Genomic DNA, 24,340 nt, shown 5'->3' on the forward strand with positions numbered 1-24,340 from the left:
AGTAGAAAAGCTACAATTTTTATTTCCACCTTATATACTTGGATCTACGGTGTTAAAAGCTGGATGTTTTACAGCTCGACTGCTAAAATGATTTAAAAATAAACAGGAACCAATTTGAATGGCTAGTTATTGTGGATATATCGCTTTGGTCGGAAGACCTAATGTAGGCAAATCAACCTTGCTTAATCGTATTTTGCAACAAAAATTAAGTATTACTTCTAAAAAACCACAAACAACGCGTCATAGTATTTTGGGAATTCGCTCCGAGGGCGAGTATCAATTCGTTTATGTCGACACGCCAGGAATTCATCAGGGTAACAAAAAAGCGATGAATCGCCTGATGAATAAAACAGCCATTAGTGTGTTACGAGATGTTGATGTAGTTGCTTTCCTGGTGGATGGAACTCATTGGGAAGAAGAAGATGAGTATGTTCTTGGCTTGATAAAGCAGGCACAGGTTCCTTGTATTCTTGTAATTAATAAAGTAGATAAAATTAGTGAAAAAGATCAGCTGCTGCCCTGGATTGAACACATGAGTCAGCGCCATGATTTTGCCGCAATCATTCCTCTATCGGCTAAAACAGGGGTGCAGGTTGAGGAATTAGAGACCCGTTTAATTCCCTTTTTACCTGAAGGCCCTCATTTATTTCCCGATGATCAATTTACGGATAGATCAATTAAATTTTTATGCGCAGAGTTGTTGCGGGAAAAAATATTTCGCTTCTGCGGTCAGGAGATACCGTATTCGGTTTCTGTGGAAATTGAATCTTATAAAGATGAAGGCAATCTGGTTCGTATCCATGCCTTGATTTGGGTTGAAAAAGACAATCACAAACGCATGGTGATTGGAGATAAGGGTCAAAAATTAAAAGAAATGGCGACGAGCGCCCGTTTGGATATGGAAAAAATGCTTGATAAAAAAGTATTTTTACAATGCTGGTGTAAAGTAAAGTCCGGTTGGGCTGATGACGAGCGTATGCTAAAACAATTGGGCTATGACAACTAAATCTCTGCAGGCATGGGTTATTCATAAACAATGGTCTGGAGATACCAGTGCCAGAGTGAATTTTTTTTCTCGTGAGTCAGGACTGGTTAATTGTCTCTGCAAGGGGGGTAGAACCCCTAAAAAACAATCTTTGTTACAGCCATTCACTCCCTTATGGATTAGTGTTGATGAACGCCATGATCGGTATTATGCCCGTTCTATGGAAAGCATTTCTCCCATGTTACATCTTGAAGGTAATTCTCTTTTTTCCGGTTTATACATTAATGAACTGTTGTATCACGCTTTGCGTCCAATATATCCAGATGCAGAGCTATTTGATGCTTATTTAATGACATTAAATGGATTGGCATCGACAGATAATCGATTGCTGATCGAATCCATTTTACGCCGTTTTGAATGGGCTTTGCTTAACTCTTGCGGTCATTCCTTTTCATGGATTGATGAGGCGCGAACCGGGGATCTGGTTCGCGCCGATCAGTGTTATCAATTTATTGCCGGTGAAGGATTTGTTGCTTCTGATAAAGGTATTCCAGGTGAGCATATTCTTGCTTTGGCGGAAGATAAACTGGATGAAGCATCCTATCTAAAATCAGCGAAGCTTATTATGCGTCAGGCAATAGATCATCTTTTAGGCGGGCGTGAAATTAAGGCAAGGGCTTTATACAGCAGCAGTTAATCAATATTCATATGCAAAGGCGTTAAGTTAAGCCTGAGTAGCCTGTATTAGCAAAGCGTAATACAGGATTGAAGAGGCAACAAGCTCGATTGTTTCCCCGTATTACGCTTTGCTAATACGGGCTACGAAAAGAGTTTATCTATATGAAATAATTCTTAATTTAACGCTATTGCATTCAGATGCTGACCCAAATGGCACTTACTTAAGAGATTTTTAGCTAAATTTTATTCATTTCGAATTACCGCGGCTTGACCACGGTACCCAGAGATCTAGGCACAGAGCGAGATTTCTAGATATCGAGGTCAAGCCCTGAACGATCCTCACTTTTTTATACGTCATCCTCGCGAAGGCGGGGATCCACGCAACAATGTGGCATTGTGCTAAATTTTAGAATGGATCCCCGCCTACGCGAGGATGACGATCTTATAAAAATTGCAAATTAAGATTAATTAATGTGCAATTTTAAAAAGTGAGGAACTCTCAGGGGCAAGCCGCGGTAATTCGAATCTTGGGCAAATCCCTTAAGTAAGTACCATTTGATGCTGACCCCGGACAATTTTGACATGAAGCACATCAATAGCAGTTTGGAACGAAGTCTATTATACTTTCCATTTTAAGTTTTTGTGGTGCAGAATGAATAAAGAGCTATTGTTAGGTGTTAATATCGATCATATTGCAACGTTACGTCAGGCCCGTGGAACACGTTACCCCGATCCAGTTCAGGCAGCTATGGATGCTGAGGAAGCAGGGGCTGATGGCATTACTTTGCATATGAGGGAAGATTTACGACATATTCAGGCTCGGGATGTTCGTTTAATTAAACAGGTATTACAAACCCGAATGAATCTTGAATTAGCAGTTACAGATGCTATGCTGGATTTTGCGGAAGAAATTTCACCAGAACATACTTGTTTAGTTCCGGAAAAACGTGAAGAATTAACTACAGAGGGTGGTCTCGATGTAGTGACTCATCAGAAGGCTGTAGAACATGCGGTTCGACGTTTGGAGCGAATTGGAAGTGAAGTGTCCTTGTTTATCGATCCGGACAAGAAACAAATAAAAGCGGCCGCTGAAATTGGCGCGCCTGTTATCGAGTTGCATACCGGATGTTATGCTGATGCAACTAATGTTGAACAGCAAAGTTATGAACTGGAGCGAATCAAGCGGGCAGCAGAATATGCATCCAGTTTGAATCTTATTGTAAATGCAGGTCATGGGCTTCATTACCATAATGTGAAACCCATTGCCGCAATAAAAGAATTACTTGAACTTAACATTGGTCATGCCATTGTTTCCCGAGCCTTGTTTTGTGGGTTAAAGGAGGCAGTGCGGCACATGCGCCAACTAATGCAAGAAGCGAGACTTTATGTCAATGACTGACGTGATTGTTATCCGAATTACTGGAGACTCTGGTGACGGAGTACAGTTGGTGGGGGAGCAGCTGACCATTAGCGCCGCACTTACAGGGCGTGATGTACGGACACTTCCAGATTTTCCAGCTGAAATCAGAGCACCTGCAGGAACTGTTGCTGGTGTTTCGGGTTTTCAGCTTGCTATGGCCGAACGAGCCATTTTCACAGCCGGCGAATCCCTTGATGTTTTAGTGGCTTTGAATCCAGCGGCCTTGAAAAACTCTCTTCAACACCTTAATCAAGGCGGTTTATTGATTATCAATGAAGACAGTTATACCGATAAGGACTGGCAAAAAGCAGGTATGGACAGGAGCTTCCTGGATCATTGCGCTGAACAATATCAGGTTGTCTCTTTTCCTTTAATTACTCAGACATTGCAAGCAGTAGATTCTATAGCCTTGACAAAACCACAAGCATCAAAAACCAAGAATTTTTATATTTTAGGATTGGTTTTATGGTTGTTCGATTTACCCACTACAACCTGCCAGTCTTTTATCAGTAAGAAATTTAAAGCTAAGCCCGAAGTAGCCAAAGCCAATGAACTGGCGTTATTAGCAGGGTACAATTATGCCATGACTCTTGAGTTGTCCCGTCGTGAATACATGCTGGGCGAAGTCAACCGACACGCTGGGGAGTATCGGCAGATAACCGGAGTTGAGGCTGTTGGTTTAGCTCTCGCTACTCTTGCGACTCACACTAAAACGCCTATGCTGGTATCTGGATATCCCATAACTCCTGCATCGGCTATTTTACATGAGTGTGCCCGACTTTCTGATTATGGCATTCAGTTAATTCAGGCTGAAGATGAAATTGCTGCCCTATGTTGTTGTATCGGTGCCGCATTTGGCGGACGACTGGCATTAAGCTGTACTTCAGGTCCTGGTCTTGATCTGAAAAGTGAAAGTTTGGGACTGGCAGTTGTTACTGAATTACCTTTAGTTTTAATCGACGTACAAAGAGCAGGCGCTTCAACAGGATTGCCAACTAAAACAAGTCAAAGTGATTTACGGCAGGCTTTATATGGTCGTCATGGCGAAGCTCCTTTGCCTGTACTTGCTGCTCAATCACCATCAGATTGTTTTTATACAGTACTTGAAGCCTTTCATATTGCCATCAAGTACATGACCCCGGTCATTGTATTGCTGGATGCTTATCTGGCTAACGCGGCTGAACCCTGGGAAATTCCGGCAGTTGAATCATTAACTCTGCCCACTGTTGAATACAATCGTTTTGCTAAATCATTTCAGCGTGATGAATCCTTAAGCAGAAGTTGGAATATTCCTGGTACTCCCGGATTTATTCATCAACTAGGCGGTTTGGAAAAACAAGGGGATGAAGGACGAGTAAGTTATGATGCGGAAAATCATCAAAAAATGGTGAATTTGCGTATTAATAAAATTAAAGGTATTGCGCGAACCTACTCTAAAACAGTTATTGAAGGGGACGTTTCTGCTTCGATATTAGTAGTCGGTTGGGGGAGTACTTATGGCAGTTTAAAATCAGCGGTAGCTCAATGTTGTGAGCAGGGTATAGCGGTCGCCTATATTCATTTGCGTCATCTTAATCCTTTGCCTGATGATTTTGCAGCACTATTGAAGTCTTTTGATAAAGTATTTGTCGCTGAATTGAATTCGGGTCAATTATGTCAGATTATTAGAGGAGCTTATCTGGTTGATGCTCAATCAATTAATCAGTGTAATGGTCAGCCATTTAGCGTAACCCATTTAGTCAACGCCATTAAAGCGGAAGCCAATTATGAACAACAATTATAAGCGTGAAGACTTTACTAATGCTACAGAAGTTCGTTGGTGTCCGGGCTGCGGTGATTACGCGATTTTGGCAGCGCTGCAAAAAGTGTTGCCGGAACTGGGACTGGCACCTGAACAACACGTATTCGTTTCAGGAATAGGCTGCGCAGGCCGATTACCTTATTACATGAATACCTATGGATTCCATACTATTCATGGCAGGGCAACAGCTGTCGCAACTGGTTTAAAAACCATGCGGGATGATTTAACCGTATGGGTAATTACCGGAGATGGTGATGCTCTGAGTATTGGTGGCAATCATTTGATCCATATTTTAAGACGTAATGTGAATGTGAATATTTTATTATTTAACAATCAAGTATACGGTCTGACCAAAGGGCAGTTTTCACCTACCTCTCAAAAGGGGCAAGTTACGAAAACCTCTCCTCAGGGAGTAACTAATGAGCCTATTAATCCACTGATGATTGCTTTGGCTGCCGGAGCCAGTTTTGTTGCTCGCGCGGTGGATAAAGATCCGGCGCACCTGGGCTCCATTTTGAAAAAAGCATACGAACATCAAGGCTGTTCATTTGTTGAAATTTATCAGGATTGTAATATTTTCAACCATGGGGCCTTTGATGAATTTGCTGTTAAAAGCAACCGGGCAAATAACACCATATTATTGGAAGAGGGCAAGCCATTAGTGTTTGGAGCTGAGAAGGAATATGCTTTAAATTTGAACGATGGGCAATTTGAGCGTGCAGGATCAGATGCGAATGGTCTATACACTCATGATTCAGCTCATTTGATTGATGCGATGCGCCTGGCTCAATTAACCTTTCCAGCTTATCCTGTTCCTTTAGGGGTGTACTATCAAAAAACCAGAGAATTGTTCTCTTTGCCTCAAGAGATTAAAAAATCAATCAATGATTTGCCGGCCTTATACAGGGCTAAGGCAAGCTGGCAACAAAGTTAAGGTTTTTTGAGGACTTAATCCTTATTTATCTCACCATGCACCAATGGATTTTTCATCAATTTACACTATTCATAAATCATATAGATGATCTGTATGTACTTATTGTGAGGGATAACAATGCTTTTAAAGATTTTCAAGAATAAGATTTTTCTTTATTTTGGTGAACATGGGCCTGAGCTTGATTACATTGTCGGAACAACTATTACTGATTTAACCAATTTAAAAAACAGCGCAAGCAGTACGCAGCTATCCCCTGCAACGATTACCAAAATAATTGTAGGGTGGAATTACATCGATGCACTCTTTAATTTTATGTTTGCTACCAGTTTGTTTGCTGATACAACGGATTATCGTTATAGATACAATGTAGTAAAAGGGATACTCAATGTATTTGAAGGAGTTGAATTATTTGTTTTCTCTTATAATCCACCCTTAAATGCGGCATTGAAATTAAAAGGAGGTATTGCACTGGCCGGTACTGCATTTGCAATTGGCATGGTGGCTGATGTGGTGTGCGCCTCCATAGATTTTCAAAAAATTTACCGAGAATCCTATTTTCCAACCTGGCTGGAGGAAAAACTAAAGGCATATAAATATGCTTTGGCTAATGACCTTGATACTAAACAGTTAGTAAAAGAGATACGAACGCGCTGTAAGGCCCATATTAATGGAAATCCAATTGAGGCAAATTTAATTACCAATTTATTTAAAAATCAATTAATAAGTACTACTGAAAATCCACCGTCAATTGAAGAATTAACCCACAAATTAGACTCGGTAAATTCAAAACACATAATCAAAGATCAATGGATGCAGGAGCAGCTGGAAGAGGCATATAAAAGGAACCGAACTTTTTTGGGAGTTAAAATAATCAGTATGGTCGGTATGATTTTATTAGCTGTTGCAGGCTTTTTGGAAAACGCCAATGATAATAAGGATTCCTATCCTACACTCCTGACTTTTGGGTTGGCGCTGACCACTTTTGTTGGATGCTATTATTTTCTGGTTAATGCAGAACGATGCACTAACCAGGTTACTACGCTGTATCATCGATTTTTTCCTGCTAAAAAGAATGATAACAACATAGTAGAGCTTGAGGAGATTCACAGTGAACCTCCGGTTTTAAGTTGATTTTTGGAACAGGTTCTAACGCGCTCATTTAACTTTTATACCTGCGTCGCAACAATCTGCATCGATTTTTTGTTCAACTAACAAACGTTCAAACTCTTTGACGCTATGGGGTGTAGCCCAAAAATGTAATGAATTTCGTTTTTGGGAGCATACTTTATGAATCTCATTGATCCAGTGCGGCACTTTATCATTGGATAACGCTGTTTCTTTTTGCAATTCTTGCTTTATTTTTTCAAACAGGGATGTTTTCCAATGACTGTTTCGTGAAGTTTGACGGCCATTGCGCTGGTGATGAATGTTATTTATCAGAATGTCAATTATTTTAATCAGCTTATCTTGCTCAGGATTGCTGCTGGCAGAATCCTGTTGCAGTTGATCATTACGAACCGATTGGCTATCCAACTGACGGGACATTGATTGGGGATTAATCGTTTGCTCTCTTGTTTGAACGATGTTTGGTTCATCCTGATGTGCAGTCAATTGCTCAATGGGGTGAGGGTTAATCGTCTTGATAACGCCATCCAGAATAGTTGATAATTCCTTATCCTGATTGATGACTGCATACTGCAATAAATACATGAGCGTTGTAACTTTGGGTGGCACAGTATCGCGCAGTTGGTTAATCTGTATACCTGATAAAATAGCGGCATAATGGCAAAATTGACTGATATTACATACCTGACTCAGATAGGATTGAGAATCAGGCTGTCTTGATTTGCCTTGAATAAATCGAAATGTGTATTCAGTATGATCGCCAAGCGATTTCAAGAACAGTTCTATTTGATGTTTAAAAGAGAGCGGATCTTCATCTGTAGCCCCAATAGTATTATTAATGGCATAAATTGTTTTGGTGTTTCTGTCCAATATTAAGAAGTGTTGATGACCACCACCAAGATTACGCAAGTCATTTGTGGATTCGAGTAGTTTTGATACGCCCCGAACGTTAAATGCCACTCGGTTTTTTTCCAATAATTTGAATTTTAAGGATGCTACAATTCGATCAGTATTAATTGAATCCTGAAGAGAGTTTTTAATTGCAGATTCTATATCGGTATTTTCGGTGCTATTCGCGGTTCTTAACCATAAATTCAATCCATTAATCTGATGTAATTCTACAAAATAACCTCCAGAATCTAATGAGTTACCTTCATCATCAGTAGTTATTTTTTTTCTCTCTATTGGATGACGTTTGTTGCGCATACATAGGGAAATTTCCTGATATAATTCCTGGTATTCATCTCTAAAGAGCATGCTTAAATTATTAGCCAGAATTGTATCTTCAAGAAAACGTGCGCAAATTGCCTGTTGTGAGGATAGATTGGAGTGAGTCTTCATTCGCAGGGGTATATCACGAATGAGGGGGATTTCGGGTGTCGTTAGTGGTAGTATCCCCATCTTCTGAAAAAATAATTGATAAGCTTTTACCGTGGGGTTATCCGATGCAGAACCGAAAAAAAAATCCGGAGATAACATTTCAAATTGCTGGTTCGTATCGATAAGATGATCATTGACAGTTAATAGACCATTACCTAATTCATTAATGGTGAGATTGTTCTCTAATAATGCTTCTATCTGGTCAAGATGCTCATAAAAATTAGGCATGTTCGTCATGTTCCTTTAAGTCATTAACTCAATAGACCTCTTGCATAACCAGTATCTTGCTTTACAGATAAAATCTATAGCTTATGCAAGAGTTCTCATGTTGGGTTAAGGAATGGATTTTGAGTATTCATTCATAATTGTTCAATATTATATCATAATGTTTGTGTGGGATCATCCTGTCCTATCCGGGATATTTGAACCAGTGTTTCACGTGTTGATGCCTGTTTTCTTGAATAAAACAATTTAATTTGTGGGCTTTATAATGTTAGAGTCATATATTAGAGGATCTCGAGAGAAGCATGTCTAAATTGATACCCAAGATGCCTGGTGGTGTAATTCCTTTGTATTGCATCCAAGGATTTTCAACGTTCTCATTTGCCGTCCTGTACTCGTCATTAGCACTATATAGTACTAAGCAACTCGGTTTATCCAATGTTCTTTCTAACAGCATTGTGGGTTTATTCATCGCCTTCAATTATATTTTGCAATTAACCGGTGGATTGATTGGCGGACGATTATTAAGTAATAGAGTATTATTTTTTATCACTATTATAATCCAGAGTATCGGTTTATTAGTCCTGGCATTGGCTCAGTCTTCTTTACTCTATCTGGGATTGAGTTTGTTTCTTGTTGGTTGTGGATTAAATACGACCAGTTTTAATAGCATGTTAACGCAACGATTTCAACAAAGTGATGATCGTCGGGAAACCGCTTTCTTTTTTAATTATGCGGCAATGAATCTGGGATTTTGTGCCGGATATTGTGCTAGTGGATTTTTTGATTTTTCCAATCAATATCAGAGATTATTTTATGCCTGCATCATCACCAATACCATTACCCTGTGTTTAATAATAAAATTTTGGTCTGTTCTTAGAGATATAAATACTCCCTTGATGCAGGGAGGAGACTCGCATTATCAGTTATTGAAAAAGAGTATCGGCTTCACGATTACATTGTTTCTAATACCTATGATGTTTTTGTGTTTTCATTCGACGAATTTAAGTAATACCGTAATTGCTGTGCTAAGTATTATGATGCTCTGTGTCATTCTGATCATCGGAATAAAACAAAAATCTCCTGTCGATAAACACAGAATTATGGTTTATCTCATCCTTGCGGTGAGCACTTTGTTTTTTTGGATGATTTATCTGACAGGCCCTATGGGGGTGACTCTTTTTATTAAACATAATGTAGATAAAAGCTTTTTGGGAGTTGAGTTGGCAACTCAATGGATTAGAAACATAAATCCAATAGTTATCATCATTGGTGCGCCCATTATCGCTATCGTTCTGAATAAATTAAATTCTAAAGGTTATTATGTTTCGGTGTCCATGCAGTTTGTCTGTGCATTTGTGCTCCTAGCCGGCTCTTTCTTTTTTCTATCCTGGGGCATTAGTTATGCAAACCCACAGGGCTATTCTCATCTATTTTGGGTTTTAGGTTATATTATCCTGCAAGGAATGGCTGAATTAATGTTAGCGCCCGTAGGTTATGCCATGATAGGGCGTATTGCCCCTCCCCAATTTCAGGGTATTTTAATGGGCACCTGGATGTTGGTCTCTGGAATTGCTGCGTCTTTTTCCCAGTATTTCTCAAATGCTATGGTCACATCAGAAATCACTGATCCCCTGATAACCAACAATGATTTTCACCTGGTATTCAAACAATTAGGTATTTTGTCACTATCAGGAGCGATATTGCTCTATTTCATCTCGAAAAAAATCAGTACCGAACTGATGAAACCCTCTGAAATTGCCACAGCGGTTTGATTATTCAGTGATGGAGTTGTTTAAAAGGGATGTGCATCAATGGGGATGCAGATAAAAAAATCCCGGCTAAAGCCGGGACTCAGGTAGAGGAGACGTTATCAGTCACGACCTGAAAATGCACTAAGCAGGTTAAGCAGGCTAACGAACAGATTGTATATTGACACAAAGAGGCCTACCGTTGCTGAAATATAGTTTGTTTCGCCACTATGAATAATTGCGCTGGTTTGTAACAGAATCAATCCAGATGAAATTAGGACAAAAGCTGCGGAAATTGCTAGCTGCAGAGCGGGTATCTGAATAAATATTCCAGCTACCATTGCCAGTAAAGCAACCATTACGCCCACAAAAAGAAATCCGCCAAGGAAGCTGAAATCTTTTCTGGTTGTTAATGCATAGCCTGACAAAGCGAAGAATATCATACCAGTACCACCTAAAGCTGTGGCAATAAGTTGTGGACCATTAGAAAATCCGGTCATATAGTAATTAAGCAATGGGCCCAGGGTGTATCCCAGAAAGCCGGTAAAAGCAAAAACGCTGACCAGACCCCAAACGCTGTTTCTCAAAGCTTGAGTTAAAAACATTAAACCGTATACGCCAACTATCATAAGCAGCGGATTCATTGGAGCCGCACCACTGGCATAAGACATGTAGGCTGTAAAGGCACTGAATATAAATGTTAAGCTCAGTAACAAGTAGGTATTACGCAATACTTTATTAGTAGCAAGTACAGACTCACTACGTTGAGTAAGGATTGTAACATCGTTTCGGTTCATCTTTAGAACTCCAGTTATTTATATTTAGTCTAGCATATCTATGGTCAAGTTTCCTGTTTTCAAGGGCTTTACTTGAAATTTTCAGGGTAAACCATCCAATTTAGATAAAAGCTGACACGTTATTATTAAGTTGAAAACAGTTTCCTGTCAATTTTGTTTTTTTAGTCCCTTGTGCACTATCGGTTCTATAGTGCTATATACTCAAGATATAGTAAGATGAAGAACAATAAAAATTTAATTCGGGGAATACTATGAAACGGGTTGCTCTGGTACAAATGGTGTCTTCATCCAGTGTGGATGAGAATTTGCAGCATATAGAACAGTTTATGTTGCAGGCTCGGAACGAGCGCGCCGAATTGGTAGTATTGCCTGAAAATTTTGCATTTATGGGGCTAAAAGAAACGGATAAATTGAGCATTGCAGAATCCTATGGTGAAGGACCAATTCAGCAAAAAATCAGTCAATTAGCAAAAAAAACAGGACTATGGGTTGTCGCTGGTACTATTCCAATAAAAGGAAACGGTACAAAAGTCAGAGCAAGTTGCATTGTTTTTGATGATCAAGGTCAGCATGTCGCGCGTTATGATAAAATTCATTTATTTGATGTGCGTGTTTCTGAACAAGAGGCTCATCAAGAGTCGTCAACGATAGAACGTGGACATAACGTGGTCGTAGTTGAAACTCCTGTAGGTAAAATTGGACTGACTGTTTGTTATGATTTGCGATTTCCAGAATTGTATCAACAATTATTGCTTAAAGGCGCAGAACTATTTACTGTGCCATCTGCTTTTACCGCAGTAACAGGGCTTGCGCATTGGGAAGTTCTGCTCAGGGCAAGAGCAATTGAAAATTTATGTTATGTATTAGCCCCTAATCAAGGCGGGCAGCATGAAAATGGACGACACACTTATGGTCATAGCATGGTGATAGAACCTTGGGGTAAAATTCTGTCGCAAAAACAGATTGGTGCTGGCATGATTACAGCCGATATTGATTTGCAGCGATTAGAGCAACTAAGAAGGCATTTTCCCTGTGTAGATCATCATGTTTTAGCTTAATCCTGAATACTAATTTTATAGGTAACGAAATGACACAAGCTCTTGCGATAGCAAAAAAAATGTTACTGGCTCCTGCTTCTTTGGATGAGTCAGGTATCGAAAAGCTATTTAAAACAATGATGAATCGTCATATTGATGATGCTGATTTGTATTTTCAAAGCTGCAGCTATGAATCCTGGTATTTAGAAGATTCTGAGGTAAAAAGCGGCAGTTATTCTTTGGATAAAGGTGTTGGAATACGAGCAGTGAGCGGTGATAAAACAGGCTTTGCCTATTGTGATGATATCTTATTACCTTCCATGCTGCGCGCTGCAGATGCTGCACGTTCCATTGCGCTCACCGGTTCAAAAGTAGTTCAGCCCATTCATGTCAGCAGTTCTCCAGTCAGCCGTTATCAAGGACTTAATCCTATAGAAGGAATGAGCAAACAGGAAAAAATTGCTTTATTGGAAGCCATTGATAAAGAAGCACGAAGCATTGATCCCAGAGTGATTCAGGTGAATGCTTCATTAAGCGGCTGTTATGAGGTCGTTATGGTCGCTGGAATGAATGGTCAAATGATCGCCGATGTTCGACCTTTAGTCAGTGTCAATGTCAGTGTTATTGTTGAAGACAAACAAGGGAGACGTGAGGCAGCACGAACCGGGGGAGGTGGCAGGGTCGCTTATTCCTATTTCACAGAGAAAGAGAATGCATTAAGTTATGCCAGAGAAGCAGTCCGAGAGGCTTTGATTAATTTAGAAGCAAAACCTGCTCCAGCAGGTACTATGCCTGTTGTATTAGGCCCGGGTTGGCCTGGGGTGTTGTTACATGAAGCAGTGGGGCATGGTTTAGAAGGCGATTTTAATCGTAAGGGGCTTTCTGCGTTTTCAGGTCGATTAGGTCAACAGGTTGCTGCTGCAGGAGTAACGGTAGTGGACGATGGAACCTTGGCAGATAGACGTGGCTCGTTAACGATTGATGATGAAGGAACTCCTTCTCAATGTACCACCTTGATTGATAATGGAATCCTGGTGAATTACATGCAGGATAAATTAAATGCAAAATTGATGGGGATGCAATCAACAGGTAACTGTCGTCGCGAGTCTTATGCCCACATTCCCATGCCCAGAATGACGAATACGTATATGTTGGCAGGACAACATGATCCTGAAGAAATAATTCGTTCAGTGCACTATGGATTGTATGCCGTTAACTTTGGGGGTGGACAGGTCGATATTACTTCGGGTCAATTTGTCTTTTCTGCAAGTGAGGCTTATTTAATCGAAAACGGTAAAGTGACTCAACCCGTAAAAGGCGCGACTTTAATTGGTAATGGTCCTGATGTAATGAAAAAAATCAGCATGATAGGTAATGATTTGGCGCTTGATCGAGGGATTGGTGTTTGTGGCAAGGATGGACAATCAGTACCTGTTGGTGTGGGACAGCCAACTCTTAAAATTGATGCTTTGACTGTTGGCGGTACTAATTAATTAACTTTTGGTTTGTTAGAAAAAAAGCTGAATGCGGGGGGCATTGGGGCAGGCCTTAGCTTTTGCTGCTGTGATGTACTAAGAGCAAAAAGCCAGGCCTTCCCATAATGTAAGTTACAAGATAACCTGATAATTTTATCTTATCGTGCACGATCGATGATCAGCAGGTAACATGATGTTATTGTCTTTTAGTAACGCTTTATATTCATTAACACTATGGGGTAGCGCCCAGAAATGTAACGAGTTACGTTTTATTTTGCACACATCCATGATCTTGCCAACACACTCATTTTGAATTTTACCTGATTCATCATCGTTTCTAAGTGTTTTCAGTATGGATTTTAAATCAGTTACTTTTTTATGATCTGTACTTGAAGTATATCGTCCTCCAGCTCCTTCACTAATATTTTTGATTAGGATTGAAACGATATTGATTAATTTTGTTTTAACATCTTCTGATATTGGGTTTATCGAACTTTCACGTGATGTTTCTTCTGATGCTTTTTCAAGAGGTTTTTCAAAGCGACTTGTGACCGAGTTATCGATCTCATGTTCTTTATTCAGATCCTGGAGCTCGATTTCATTGGCACCTTGTTTTTTTAATTGAGGCTGAGATAGCTCTTCAATTTGATTCGGTTGAACTATTGCTTCCGCACGCTCTATTGCTTGTATTCGTTCATGTGCACTTCGTTCAATTATATCTTTTTTGTTTTTAATGGTTTTTATTAATAAATCATTACTTGTGCTTAGCGCATCACTTTTATCTTCATCAGGATTTACGGATTTGGGGTAATTGATGTGAAGCAGGTGAGCGATCTCATCCAATCGCGCTTGAACTTCAGGATCATTTGACGTCGGTAGAAGATCATGAGCTTGTTTGCCATCTTTTCGTTGTAAAGTAAGATCTGCTCCTGCGTTAATCAATGCCTTGATGATCTTGGTGGTGTCATCTGTATCACTTTTCATTACCGCAAGCATTAGGGCAGAGTTGCCATTTGACATTTGTAAATTAACGGATGCATTTTTAGCAATAAGCAATTGAACCGCATCGTAATCATTGGCAAGAATTGCCTTCATTAAAAAGGTGTTTCTGTCTGTACCAATTCGCTCATCAAATTGATTTATATCAAGCCCTGCTATGATGTACCTATTAAGAATTTGTTCAGTAATTGACATTTTAGGTTGTACTTTAGCAGGCCTCCATGGAAACGGATTACTGGATTGTGGATTAAAATATATATAAATTGAGTCTAAATTCGGTTTAATTCCTTTTTGATGTATTACCTTGAAGTCCTTTTCATTGAGGATATTGTCAGTACATAGGGCACGACGAACTAATTGTTCCAGATAGTTCCTATCCGTTATTTGTCTGAGATATTCCTGCACAGCATCTCGATTAGTATTTTTCACTGCTTCTTCACACAATTCTTTTAATTTGGCCTGGTTTAATTGTTGAAATGATTTCGGATTATTATTTTTTGATAACTGCTCGATTGCGGTTATTATCGCCGCGTGATTCCATGAAATTTTGCTTGCTTTGGATAATAACGCGTCCAAAACTTTGACATGATCATCGTTTGTTGTTTTTGTTACTATCAAAGCGATTATGTCTTCTGGTGATTTAAGTTTATAGCTGTATTCTTCAATGAGAAATAATGCGATGTGAATCTGTTTGTGTTCGATAGCTGTTCTTAACGCCGCTTCAACTGCTTCATGAGACCGGCCAGCTCCTCGTAATAACAAGGTGATATCAAAAACAGATTTTTGGTTTTTGATCGCATCCACAAGTTCTTTTGTACTAATTGGTTTGGCACCTTTTTGGAGCAGAAAATCAATTAAATCAGGGTTGGAATGTTGATAGATTGCTGCCTGAAGAGGAGTAAAACCTTTCGCATTTCTTTCTTCAAGAGCGGCACCATTGCTAATCAGCCGATCTAAAATATGGAATGTGAGTTTATGAGCATTCTCCAGGTAGTTGAATAGGCTTGGTCTTATCGGCTCGGCGAATTGGGTTGTAGTGAAACCTAGATTATGTGTTTGTATATGAGCAGTTAATTGTTCAATCAGGCTTTTTTCAGGAGCAAGAGTGCCATCAACGGCTGCTGATATTAATTTTTTAATTTCGATTAATTGTTTATTGAATTCAATCACTTCTGAATTTGTGAATTGGAAGTTAGGGACAATGGTTGCGCAATAATAAGAAGCATATGCAAAGGGGATTATATTATTTGCATTTGTTGAATACCGTCCAACAGATAAATCGATAGTATTTATTATTCCATTAGGCATCTTTTCAAACAGGATGATTGCAGCACTCCCTTTTCCGCCAGGACACACTGCTAACAGATTTTTATTTTGATTAAACAGAACACCGTAGAACTCTCTGCCATGTCCATTAGGTTCAATTACAGTGCCCAATTTTCCTTCAGGAACAGTTGAGTGTTCAGTGGTATACAGTCTCAGATAGTCTTGAATCAGTGCTAATGAACTATGTGGATAGTCGCAAAATGGTTTATCGTATCCTGTTGTTACTGATTTCATCGCATCTCTATAAGGATTTGGTTCGTCAGGATTTATTGCGGATAATTTTGTTTTGAATTGATCGGTATTGAGTATCTCCCATGATTCCTCCGTTAATGGATAATGTCTTATAGGGGATTGTTCTGCTGGATGACTGGTGGCTGCAACGCGCGTATTCGTCTTATTATTATCTTTAGTCATTAAAGATGTATCGTGTTTCATGATGTCACTCCTAATGTACATAAACTGATGATTTAGCTTTTCTAAGTTTCATTTTGGCATTTGGAGATTAATTGAACATTAATTTTGCTGAGTGTTTATTCATGATTGCTATGAGTAATCTTAATGCCCTTGCAACACTGTAGTTATAATTCCTGTTAGGGATATGGGCAGATTAATAAAGCGGATTAGTTGAAGAGAATATTAGGAAGTTTAACTTGTAACTCGTTCTCTACTATTATATTAACTAAACACTGATTTCTAAAAAGGTGTCTCCTTGATGACGAAACGACTTAAAATTGGTTTGGCCTTGGGTAGTGGGTCCGCTCGTGGTTGGTCTCACATCGGGGTGATCAAGGCATTAACGCAACTGGGTGTTTGTATTGATTGTGTTGCCGGTTGTTCCATTGGTTCATTGGTAGGGGCTATCTATGCCTGTGGAACACTTGATGCATTTGAGCAGTGGGTGTTAAAACTTGACAGAAGAAAAATGAGCAAACTTATTGATTTGAATTTCACGGGAGGAGGTCTGATCTCGGGCAGTAGATTAATGAATTTTTTTAAAGAATTTGGCCTGGAAAATAACATTGAGGATCTTAAAATTCCATTTTGCGCAGTGGCTACTGATCTGAATACGGGTCGCGAAATTTGGTTGAACAAAGGGTCATTGGTCCCCGCGATTCGATCTTCAATATCATTACCTGGTTTATTTACACCTTTAGGTCATGAAGATCGTTGGCTGGTAGACGGTGGATTGGTTAATCCCGTTCCTATTTCTTTATGTCGAGCTATGGGTGCAGAAGTAGTCATTGCAGTAAATCTTAATCACGAATTATTACGCATAGCTCCTAGTCCAATTGAACAATCGGGATTATTTTCTTCTTTTAGTCTTCGCTTTGATAAATTATTAAAACGAATTTTTGGGTATAGTGAAGGACCAGGTTATTACGATGTATTAACAAAAAGTATTAAAATAATGCAAGATCGAATCACTCGTGCCAGGGCTGTCGGTGATCCTGCTGATTTAACCCTTATTCCTCAGTTGTCTCAGATTGCTTTACATGATTTTCATCGAGCCGAAGAAGCAATAAAAGAAGGGGAGGCCTGTGTATTTAGAGAGAAAACTAATATTTTACAATTAGTTGGTCTAGACTAGTATTATAGTAATTTAATAGAACCAATCGCTTAAGGATAAGTCATGCAAAATGAAACTACCACTAATTCATTGTTTCAGTTGCTTTTAAAAAATGAAAAAGAATCAGCTGATCGAGTCTATTTAAGACAGCCTAAAAATGGAGTATGGCATGAATACACCTGGGCAGAAGTCATGCTTCAAGCCCGTAAAGTAGCTGGATTTTTGCATCAATTAAAAATTAAAAAGGGAAGTCATATTTCCATTATTTCTAAAAATTGTGCTGAATGGTTTATTACAGATTTTGGTATTCATCTAGCCGGTATGGTAAATGTTCCGTTATTTTCAAATCAGAATGCAGAAAGTGCTCGTTTTGTATTGGAACATGCGGATGTGAAACTGGTATTTATAGGCAAGTTGGATGATCACCAGCTCGTTCGTCAATTCATCCCTGATAATTATATTACTGTCGATTTTAACTATCACCACGATTTAAAGGTCAATTACAAATGGGCTGATGTAATGGCAAGTAATCCTTTAGTCGATTTGAACGAACCAGGCCTTGATGATTTATACACCATTATTTATTCGTCTGGTACTTCTGGCTCTCCTAAAGGGGCTATGTATACGAATAAAGTGATAGCGAATTATCTTACTTTATTTCCCAAAGACATTCTTAGAGTCAGGGATTTGAGCCATTATAAATTAATTTCCTATCTACCTCTGGCCCATGTTTATGAACGTTCTGCCATCCAGTTAGCAAGCGTGACGATTCATTGTGATGTCTCTTTTGTTGAAAGCCTGGATAAGTTCGCCGAAAATTTACGGGAAATTCAACCTACATTTTTTACCGCAGTACCTCGAATCTGGGGGGTATTTAAACAAAAAATTGAGCAAAAAGTACCACCAGCCAAACTGAATTTTTTATTAAAAATACCGTTTATTTCTTCACTAGTAAAAAAGAAGATAATTCATGGTCTTGGTCTGAACGATTGTGTCAATTCCTTTTCGGGAGCGTCGCATTTACCCATTCCCATTATTGAATTTTTTGAGAAAATTGGCATCAACATACAAGAAGGTTACGGTCAAACTGAAAATCTGGCATATGCGACTTTATCTATGTTAAACGAAAGAAGAGCTGGGTATGTCGGTACTCCACGGTTGGATGTAGCAGTTAAAATGGGTGAGGACTCTGAGTTATTGATCAACTCACCCTGTCTCATGTCCGGATATTATAAAGACAAACAAGCCACAAAAAATGCCTTTACTTCTGAGGGTTGGTTACGTACGGGAGATGTCGTGGAGTTGGATTCCCTGGATCGAGTTAAAATATTGGGACGACTTTCAGAAAACTTTAAAAATCAGACCGGTGAATTCGTTGCTCCTTCCCCTATAGAAAAGCGATTTGCTTCGAATAGCAAGATTGAACAATTATGTCTGGTTGGACGGGGATTACCAACTAATGTGTTATTAGTCACCTTAAGTGAAGGAGCTCGGTTGAGCAAAAACAAGGATGAGATAAACCAATCATTGCAAGAGAGTTTGCATAAGGTAAATGCCAAGCTGATGAAATACGAAAAAGTCAGCCATATCATTGTTGTAAAGGATACTTGGTCTACAAATAACGATATGTTAACGCCTACTCTCAAGGTAAAACGCAAAGTAGTTGAAAAAAACTACGATAAGTTGATTCAGGAAGTTTTAACAAAACATCAAACTGTGGTCTGGGAGTAATTGAGATTAGTACAAAACTCCCAGGCTGTACCAAAAAGGTATAGACGCCAGAATGACGAATAATTTTAAAAAAGTGAACCAGGCATTTAACTTTAACAGTGGTTTGAGCAGAAAATTATTTTTGCGTTTAAGTAGTTCTTCAAAACATAGAAAGTAACTGGATTGATAGGGAAATATCCAGGCTTCTGTAGCCAATAAAATGACAAAAGCGACTATCCAGTTGCAAACGGGACTTTGCAGAGCGAAGGGGATAATGGCGGTAAATAATATAGCAGGAGCAATCATTGTTCCTAAAACCAAACCGCCAACCCAGCTGATGGCGTAAATCAGGGCAATGAAACAGGCTACATTACTTTGAGCGAGATGAGTCAGCCACTGGAAATGATTAATTAACCAGAGATCAACACCGAGGCTTTGAATGGTACGCATTACCCCAATAATGGCACCAAAATAGAACAGGAAGCCCCAGTTTATTTTATGGTGTATTTCTTTTGAAGTTAAAGCACCGGTAACATACAGAATGATAAAGATGATCAGGCAAGTCCAGAGACCCGATATATTGCACCAGGTAGATAGAATTGTTCCCGCAAAAAAAACAATGAAACTTATTATCGCCACTTGCTCGATTAACGAGGTTTTTCCCATAGAACACAGTTCTTTTTTAAGCTTATAGCGATTGATATTCAGAGTGTTATTGGGTTTGAACAGCAGGGATTGCAGAATAAAAAATACAGCAATAAGCATCAGTCCCGGGAATGATGCTAACCATAGCCAACTGAACCAATTGCCTTGCCATTGATGTTGTTCGGAAAGTAATCCATAGATAATAAAATTACTTGATTTTCCTGTAAGAAAAATAGTGGAGAGCAGTATGCAGCCGTTAAATGCAGAATTAGCTAATGCATTTGCCGAACTACTGCGTGGTTTTATGCGACTGCTTTCCATAATATCATTCAATAATGGAGCTATGAGTGCGACTCTGGAACTTTGGACGCTCATCATCGGTGTCATAAATGCCCCAAGAAAAAACAAGCATTTTTGCAATACTGCTTGTTTAAATGGCAGTTTAATTAACATGATCAAGGACAATCGATAAAAGAGCCTTGACTTGGTTAATAGAGCGCCAATACTAAAAACACTTACTGCAAAATAAAAACTATCAGAATTAAATCCGGATAATATTAAGGTGCCAGGGGCGATGTGAAGCAACATAGCAGTAATCATAATTATTAAGGAAGGGATGTATTCAGGTACCAGCCTAAAGATCCACATGACCAGTGCAGCGACCAGAATGATTGAGAATTTGGAATAAGTCAGGCTGATGGCGTAATTCTGCGTAATATCGAATACAATCAGGGAACTTAAAATAGTGATTAACCATCCCAATACAGCGACGCTGTTTTGGGATGCAGTGATTCTGGTTTTATTCAATAGAATTCGACTGTGATGGAGCATCATACTCGAACCCTGTAAAAAATAGTTAAAAATTGCCATCAGTACATAGTGCCAAAATGGGTGATTACTCAGTAACGCGAACTTATTTATAAGCTAATTTACTTAACAAAGAGCTTATTTCAAAGATGCGTTCATCGGGGGCTGTGCTATCCAAAGTGAAGCGCAGGCGCTGTGGACCTTCCATTTGATAACGTTTTGCATGTACTTGAATCAGACTAATTAATGCGCCTGGGTCTATTGATGGTTTTTCGTTAAAATCCAATTTTCCCTGTTGTCCACTGGCACTGATCTTTTGAATGCCTAACTCTGCGGCCTTTAATTTCAGTTCAGTAATCAGTAGTAAATGTTTAACAGGTTGAGGTAATAAACCGAACCTGTCGATTAGTTCTATTTGTAAATCGTGAATCTGTTGATTGCTTTTAGCATTGGATATCCTTTTATACATGATTAAACGATTATGAATATCTGCTATATAATCCTCAGGAATAATCGCGCTGATGCGCATATCAATTTCTGGCCCCTGGTACATGGGCGCAGATAATTCCGGAATTTTTCCAGCTTTTAAATCATGCACTGCTCTATCCAGCATTTCCATAAACAAATTAAAGCCTATGGCCTGCATATTTCCACTTTGATCTTCTCCGAGTAACTCACCTGCTCCTCTAATTTCAAGATCATGAGTTGCCAGAGTAAAGCCTGCCCCCAGGTCTTCAAGAGACACTATGGCTTCCAGGCGTTTTACGGCATCAGGGGTTAATGATTTTTCTTCAGGTGTTAACAAATAAGCATATGCTTGATGATGGGAGCGTCCTACGCGTCCACGGAGCTGGTGTAATTGCGCCAGACCGAATTTGTCTGCTCTATCAATGATGATGGTATTGGCGGTAGGTATGTCTATCCCGGTTTCTATAATTGTTGTACAGACTAATACATTAAAACGATGATGGTAAAAGTCAGACATCACCCGTTCCAGTTCTCGTTCACGCATTTGTCCATGAGCACTACGAATTTTTGCTTCGGGTACCAACGTTTGTAAATCCTGGCATACTCTATCGATGGTCTGTACATTATTATGCAGGAAAAATACTTGTCCACCTCTAAGAATTTCCCGAAGCAAGGCTTCTCGCACTACGATGTCTTTCTTTTCCTGCCAGAAGGTTTTTATCGCCAGCCGTTTTGCCGGTGGCGTTGCTATCAACGAAATGTCCCTGATTCCGGCCATGGCCATGTTGAGCGTTCTGGGAATTGGAGTTGCGGTCATGGATAAAATATCTACATGAGTTCGTAACGATTTCATGTGTTCTTTTTGTTTTACGCCAAATCGATGTTCTTCATCAATGATCAATAGGCCCAGATTCTTAAAATTAATGTTACTTTGGAATAATTTATGAGTTCCAATAACGATATCAACTTTGCCTGATGTTAATGACTGGAGCACCGACTCTGATTCTTTAGCGCTGCGAAAGCGGGATAAGAGTTCAATATTGATAGGGAAATCCGCGAAGCGATCTCTGAATGACTCGAAATGTTGACCAGCCAGAAGGGTAGTAGGTACCAGAACACACACTTGCTTTCCATTTTGTACGGCCACAAATGCTGCCCGCATGGCAACTTCAGTTTTACCAAAACCTACATCACCACAGATTAATCTATCCATCGGCCTTGGGGATTGCATGTCTTTAATGATCTGGTCTATGGCCTGTAGTTGGTCTACCGTTTCAGTAAATGGAAAGGCACTGGCAAATTTTATATATTCGCTGTGATTAAACTCATACTGATGTCCTGGTTGTGCTTCTCTTTTGGCGTACAGATCCAGTAACTCAATAGCCACATCATGAATTTTTTCAGCTGCTTTTTTTCTTTCTTTTTGCCATTGATCCGTACCGAGTTTATGCAGTGGAGCATGGTCACTGTCAACACCTGTATAACGGCTGATCAAATGAAGCGAGGTGACGGGGACGTATATTTTATCATCACCAGCATAGGCCAGTACCAGGAATTCGCTGGAAGTATCATTAGTGGTGATGTATTGCAACCCTTGATATCTTCCTACGCCAAATTGCAGGTGGACTACCGGAGCGCCCAGTCTTAATTCAGCCATATCACGTATGATTAAATCAGGATCTACCGTTTTTTGCGTCGCTCTGCGCTGTGGCGTACTTTGTTCACCAAATAACTGGGATTCTACAATTAAGATAATATTTTTATTATTTAATTCACAGCCGTAAATCAGTGGTCCTGTGGTAATACTGACTGGAGAATTATCATTAATAAAATCAACCCAGGTATTTTGTACCGTTGGGAATATCCCACTCGCTTTAAGAAGATCCAGTAGTACTTCACGTCGCCCGGCGCTTTCAACAACGATTAAGTATCGGGAAGAAGTTATCGAGCAGTACTGGCGCAATTGCAGTAAAGGTTCCTGATTTTTTCTGTCTATAGGTAACTGAGGCGCTTTGGAAATATCAAAATTTACCACTGCACCTTTTTTCTCTGAGGGTTTATGGAATACGCGCAATTGTTCGTACGTATTAGCATAGGTTAGTAATTCAGTAGGATTGATGAAGCATGCACCTGGAGTTAGAATTGGGCGGCTTACATCATAACGTCTTTGATCGTATCGTTCATTTAATTCTTGCCAGAATTGTTCTGCGTTTTCCTGTATGTCTTCAATAAGACATACTCTGGAGTCTTCAGGGAGGTAATCAAAAAAGGTTACGGTTTTATCAAAGAACAGGGGAAGATAATATTCTATACCTGAAGGAAACTGACCATTAGAAATGGATTCGTAGATAGGGCATTGACTGGGATTTCCTGGGAAAAGTTCTCTGAAGGATCTCCTGAAGAGGGTTTGACTCTGTTCATTTAAAGGAAACTCACGTGCCGGCAATACATTGATTTCTGAAATTTTTTCTATGGTTCGTTGTGTTTCTGTATCGAATTGTCTTAAGCTTTCGATTTCATCATCAAACAGTTCAATTCGAAAAGGAAGTCCGCTTCCCATTGGATAAACATCTATTATGGAGCCACGTAAGGCAAATTCTCCATGTTCCAGAACCTTGTTGACACAGTGATAGCCTGCTTGCTGTAATTGATTTCTAAACGTATTCAGATCAAGTTTTTGACCTTCTTTCAACATCAATGCGTAGTGATTTAAAAACTCGGGAGGGCAGAGTCTGTGCATTAACGTGCTGGCTGAAGTAATTACTACAGCATCCTTTACCTGTTGCATACGGCTTAAGGTATAAAGTCGTTCTGAAATAATGTCTTGATGTGGTGAGAACTGATCATAGGGTAATGTTTCCCAATCAGGAAAAAATAACAGTTCTTGTTGTTTTTTTTGTGGGTTCAGGAAAAACAGCAGTTCGTCCTGTAACTGGCTTGCACTAAGATTGTCTTGCGCAATCAGTAATTTAATTCCAGGTGTTTCCTGGCAATATTCAGCCAAGGCAAGAGCCAGACTGCTACCGTATAGTTGCCCCCAAATTTGTTTATTTTTTGTTGGATGGTAAAGCAGTGTTTCTGTAACCATGGGATTATAAAGCAGTCAAAACCGAAAAGAGGGTTATTATACCTGTATATTTTCTATTCTGCATCCTAAAAGACACACATCAGGGTAAACGTGTCTAATTTTCGAACTAGGTTGTTGCCATTAAG

General features: G+C 39.4%; 16 protein-coding genes. 11 read left to right on the forward strand and 5 right to left on the reverse strand.

Annotated elements, in window-relative coordinates; genetic code table 11:
* Positions 1–118: 118 nt before the first annotated feature.
* The 6 genes from era (at position 119) to Lqua_RS09160 (ending at position 6,949) form a co-directional block, all read left to right on the forward strand.
* Positions 119–1,006 (forward strand): GTPase Era, encoded by an 888-nt coding sequence (era, locus tag Lqua_RS09135; protein WP_058473983.1) that lies wholly within the window; start codon positions 119–121, stop codon positions 1,004–1,006.
* The gene (gene recO / locus Lqua_RS09140; RefSeq protein ID WP_058473984.1) at positions 996–1,682 is read left to right on the forward strand and encodes a DNA repair protein RecO; all 687 of its coding nucleotides are present in this window, start codon (positions 996–998) and stop codon (positions 1,680–1,682) included. The genes era and recO overlap by 11 nt, the downstream gene beginning before the upstream one ends.
* A gap of 633 nt (positions 1,683–2,315) precedes the next feature.
* A complete protein-coding gene (pdxJ, locus tag Lqua_RS09145; protein ID WP_058473985.1) occupies positions 2,316–3,062 on the forward strand; it encodes a pyridoxine 5'-phosphate synthase in 747 nt (248 codons plus the stop codon).
* Positions 3,049–4,866 carry a 2-oxoacid:acceptor oxidoreductase subunit alpha gene (locus Lqua_RS09150; protein ID WP_058473986.1) on the forward strand — a complete coding sequence of 606 codons (1,818 nt, stop codon included), beginning with the start codon at positions 3,049–3,051 and terminating at the stop codon, positions 4,864–4,866. The genes pdxJ and Lqua_RS09150 overlap by 14 nt, the downstream gene beginning before the upstream one ends.
* Positions 4,850–5,818: a 2-oxoacid:ferredoxin oxidoreductase subunit beta gene (locus Lqua_RS09155; protein WP_058473987.1), complete on the forward strand. Its 969-nt coding sequence runs from the start codon at positions 4,850–4,852 to the stop codon at positions 5,816–5,818. Before Lqua_RS09150 ends, Lqua_RS09155 begins: the two co-directional genes overlap by 17 nt.
* A gap of 117 nt (positions 5,819–5,935) precedes the next feature.
* A complete protein-coding gene (locus Lqua_RS09160) occupies positions 5,936–6,949 on the forward strand; it encodes an Ntn hydrolase family protein (RefSeq protein ID WP_058473988.1) in 1,014 nt (337 codons plus the stop codon).
* 24 nt (positions 6,950–6,973) lie between these two features.
* Here Lqua_RS09160 and Lqua_RS09165 read toward each other — a convergent pair whose 3' ends face one another.
* A complete protein-coding gene (locus Lqua_RS09165) occupies positions 6,974–8,551 on the reverse strand; it encodes a hypothetical protein (protein WP_058473989.1) in 1,578 nt (525 codons plus the stop codon).
* Between the two features lie 299 nt (positions 8,552–8,850).
* Between Lqua_RS09165 and Lqua_RS09170 the strand changes: the two genes are divergently transcribed.
* On the forward strand, positions 8,851–10,320 hold the full coding sequence (locus Lqua_RS09170) for a peptide MFS transporter (RefSeq protein ID WP_058473990.1): 1,470 nt from the start codon (positions 8,851–8,853) through the stop codon (positions 10,318–10,320).
* A gap of 98 nt (positions 10,321–10,418) precedes the next feature.
* Here Lqua_RS09170 and Lqua_RS09175 read toward each other — a convergent pair whose 3' ends face one another.
* The gene (locus Lqua_RS09175) at positions 10,419–11,093 is read right to left on the reverse strand and encodes a Bax inhibitor-1/YccA family protein (RefSeq protein WP_058473991.1); all 675 of its coding nucleotides are present in this window, start codon (positions 11,091–11,093) and stop codon (positions 10,419–10,421) included.
* A gap of 251 nt (positions 11,094–11,344) precedes the next feature.
* Here Lqua_RS09175 and Lqua_RS09180 point away from each other — a divergent pair, with 251 nt between their 5' ends.
* Positions 11,345–12,151, forward strand: a complete 807-nt coding sequence (locus Lqua_RS09180; RefSeq protein WP_058473992.1) for a carbon-nitrogen hydrolase family protein — start codon at positions 11,345–11,347, stop codon at positions 12,149–12,151.
* Between the two features lie 29 nt (positions 12,152–12,180).
* Complete coding sequence (gene tldD / locus Lqua_RS09185) at positions 12,181–13,623, forward strand: metalloprotease TldD (protein ID WP_058473993.1); 1,443 nt, start codon at positions 12,181–12,183, stop codon at positions 13,621–13,623.
* Positions 13,624–13,758: 135 nt separating this feature from the next.
* Here the strand turns inward: tldD and Lqua_RS09190 are convergent, their stop codons facing one another.
* Positions 13,759–16,365: an ankyrin repeat domain-containing protein gene (locus tag Lqua_RS09190; RefSeq protein ID WP_058473994.1), complete on the reverse strand. Its 2,607-nt coding sequence runs from the start codon at positions 16,363–16,365 to the stop codon at positions 13,759–13,761.
* Between the two features lie 277 nt (positions 16,366–16,642).
* Here Lqua_RS09190 and rssA point away from each other — a divergent pair, with 277 nt between their 5' ends.
* The gene (gene rssA / locus Lqua_RS09195; RefSeq protein WP_058473995.1) at positions 16,643–17,518 is read left to right on the forward strand and encodes a patatin-like phospholipase RssA; all 876 of its coding nucleotides are present in this window, start codon (positions 16,643–16,645) and stop codon (positions 17,516–17,518) included.
* 42 nt (positions 17,519–17,560) lie between these two features.
* Entirely contained in the window at positions 17,561–19,228 is a 1,668-nt protein-coding gene (locus Lqua_RS09200; protein ID WP_058473996.1) for an AMP-binding protein, read from the forward strand.
* Between the two features lie 6 nt (positions 19,229–19,234).
* Here Lqua_RS09200 and Lqua_RS09205 read toward each other — a convergent pair whose 3' ends face one another.
* Together Lqua_RS09205 and mfd are read right to left on the reverse strand one after the other, a co-directional pair.
* On the reverse strand, positions 19,235–20,686 hold the full coding sequence (locus Lqua_RS09205) for an SLC13 family permease (RefSeq protein ID WP_058473997.1): 1,452 nt from the start codon (positions 20,684–20,686) through the stop codon (positions 19,235–19,237).
* A 79-nt stretch (positions 20,687–20,765) separates the two neighbouring features.
* Positions 20,766–24,215, reverse strand: a complete 3,450-nt coding sequence (gene mfd / locus Lqua_RS09210) for a transcription-repair coupling factor (RefSeq protein WP_058473998.1) — start codon at positions 24,213–24,215, stop codon at positions 20,766–20,768.
* Positions 24,216–24,340: the final 125 nt, after the last annotated feature.

Origin of the sequence: Legionella quateirensis, from assembly GCF_001467955.1 — a bacterium.
GTDB lineage: Bacteria > Pseudomonadota > Gammaproteobacteria > Legionellales > Legionellaceae > Legionella > Legionella quateirensis.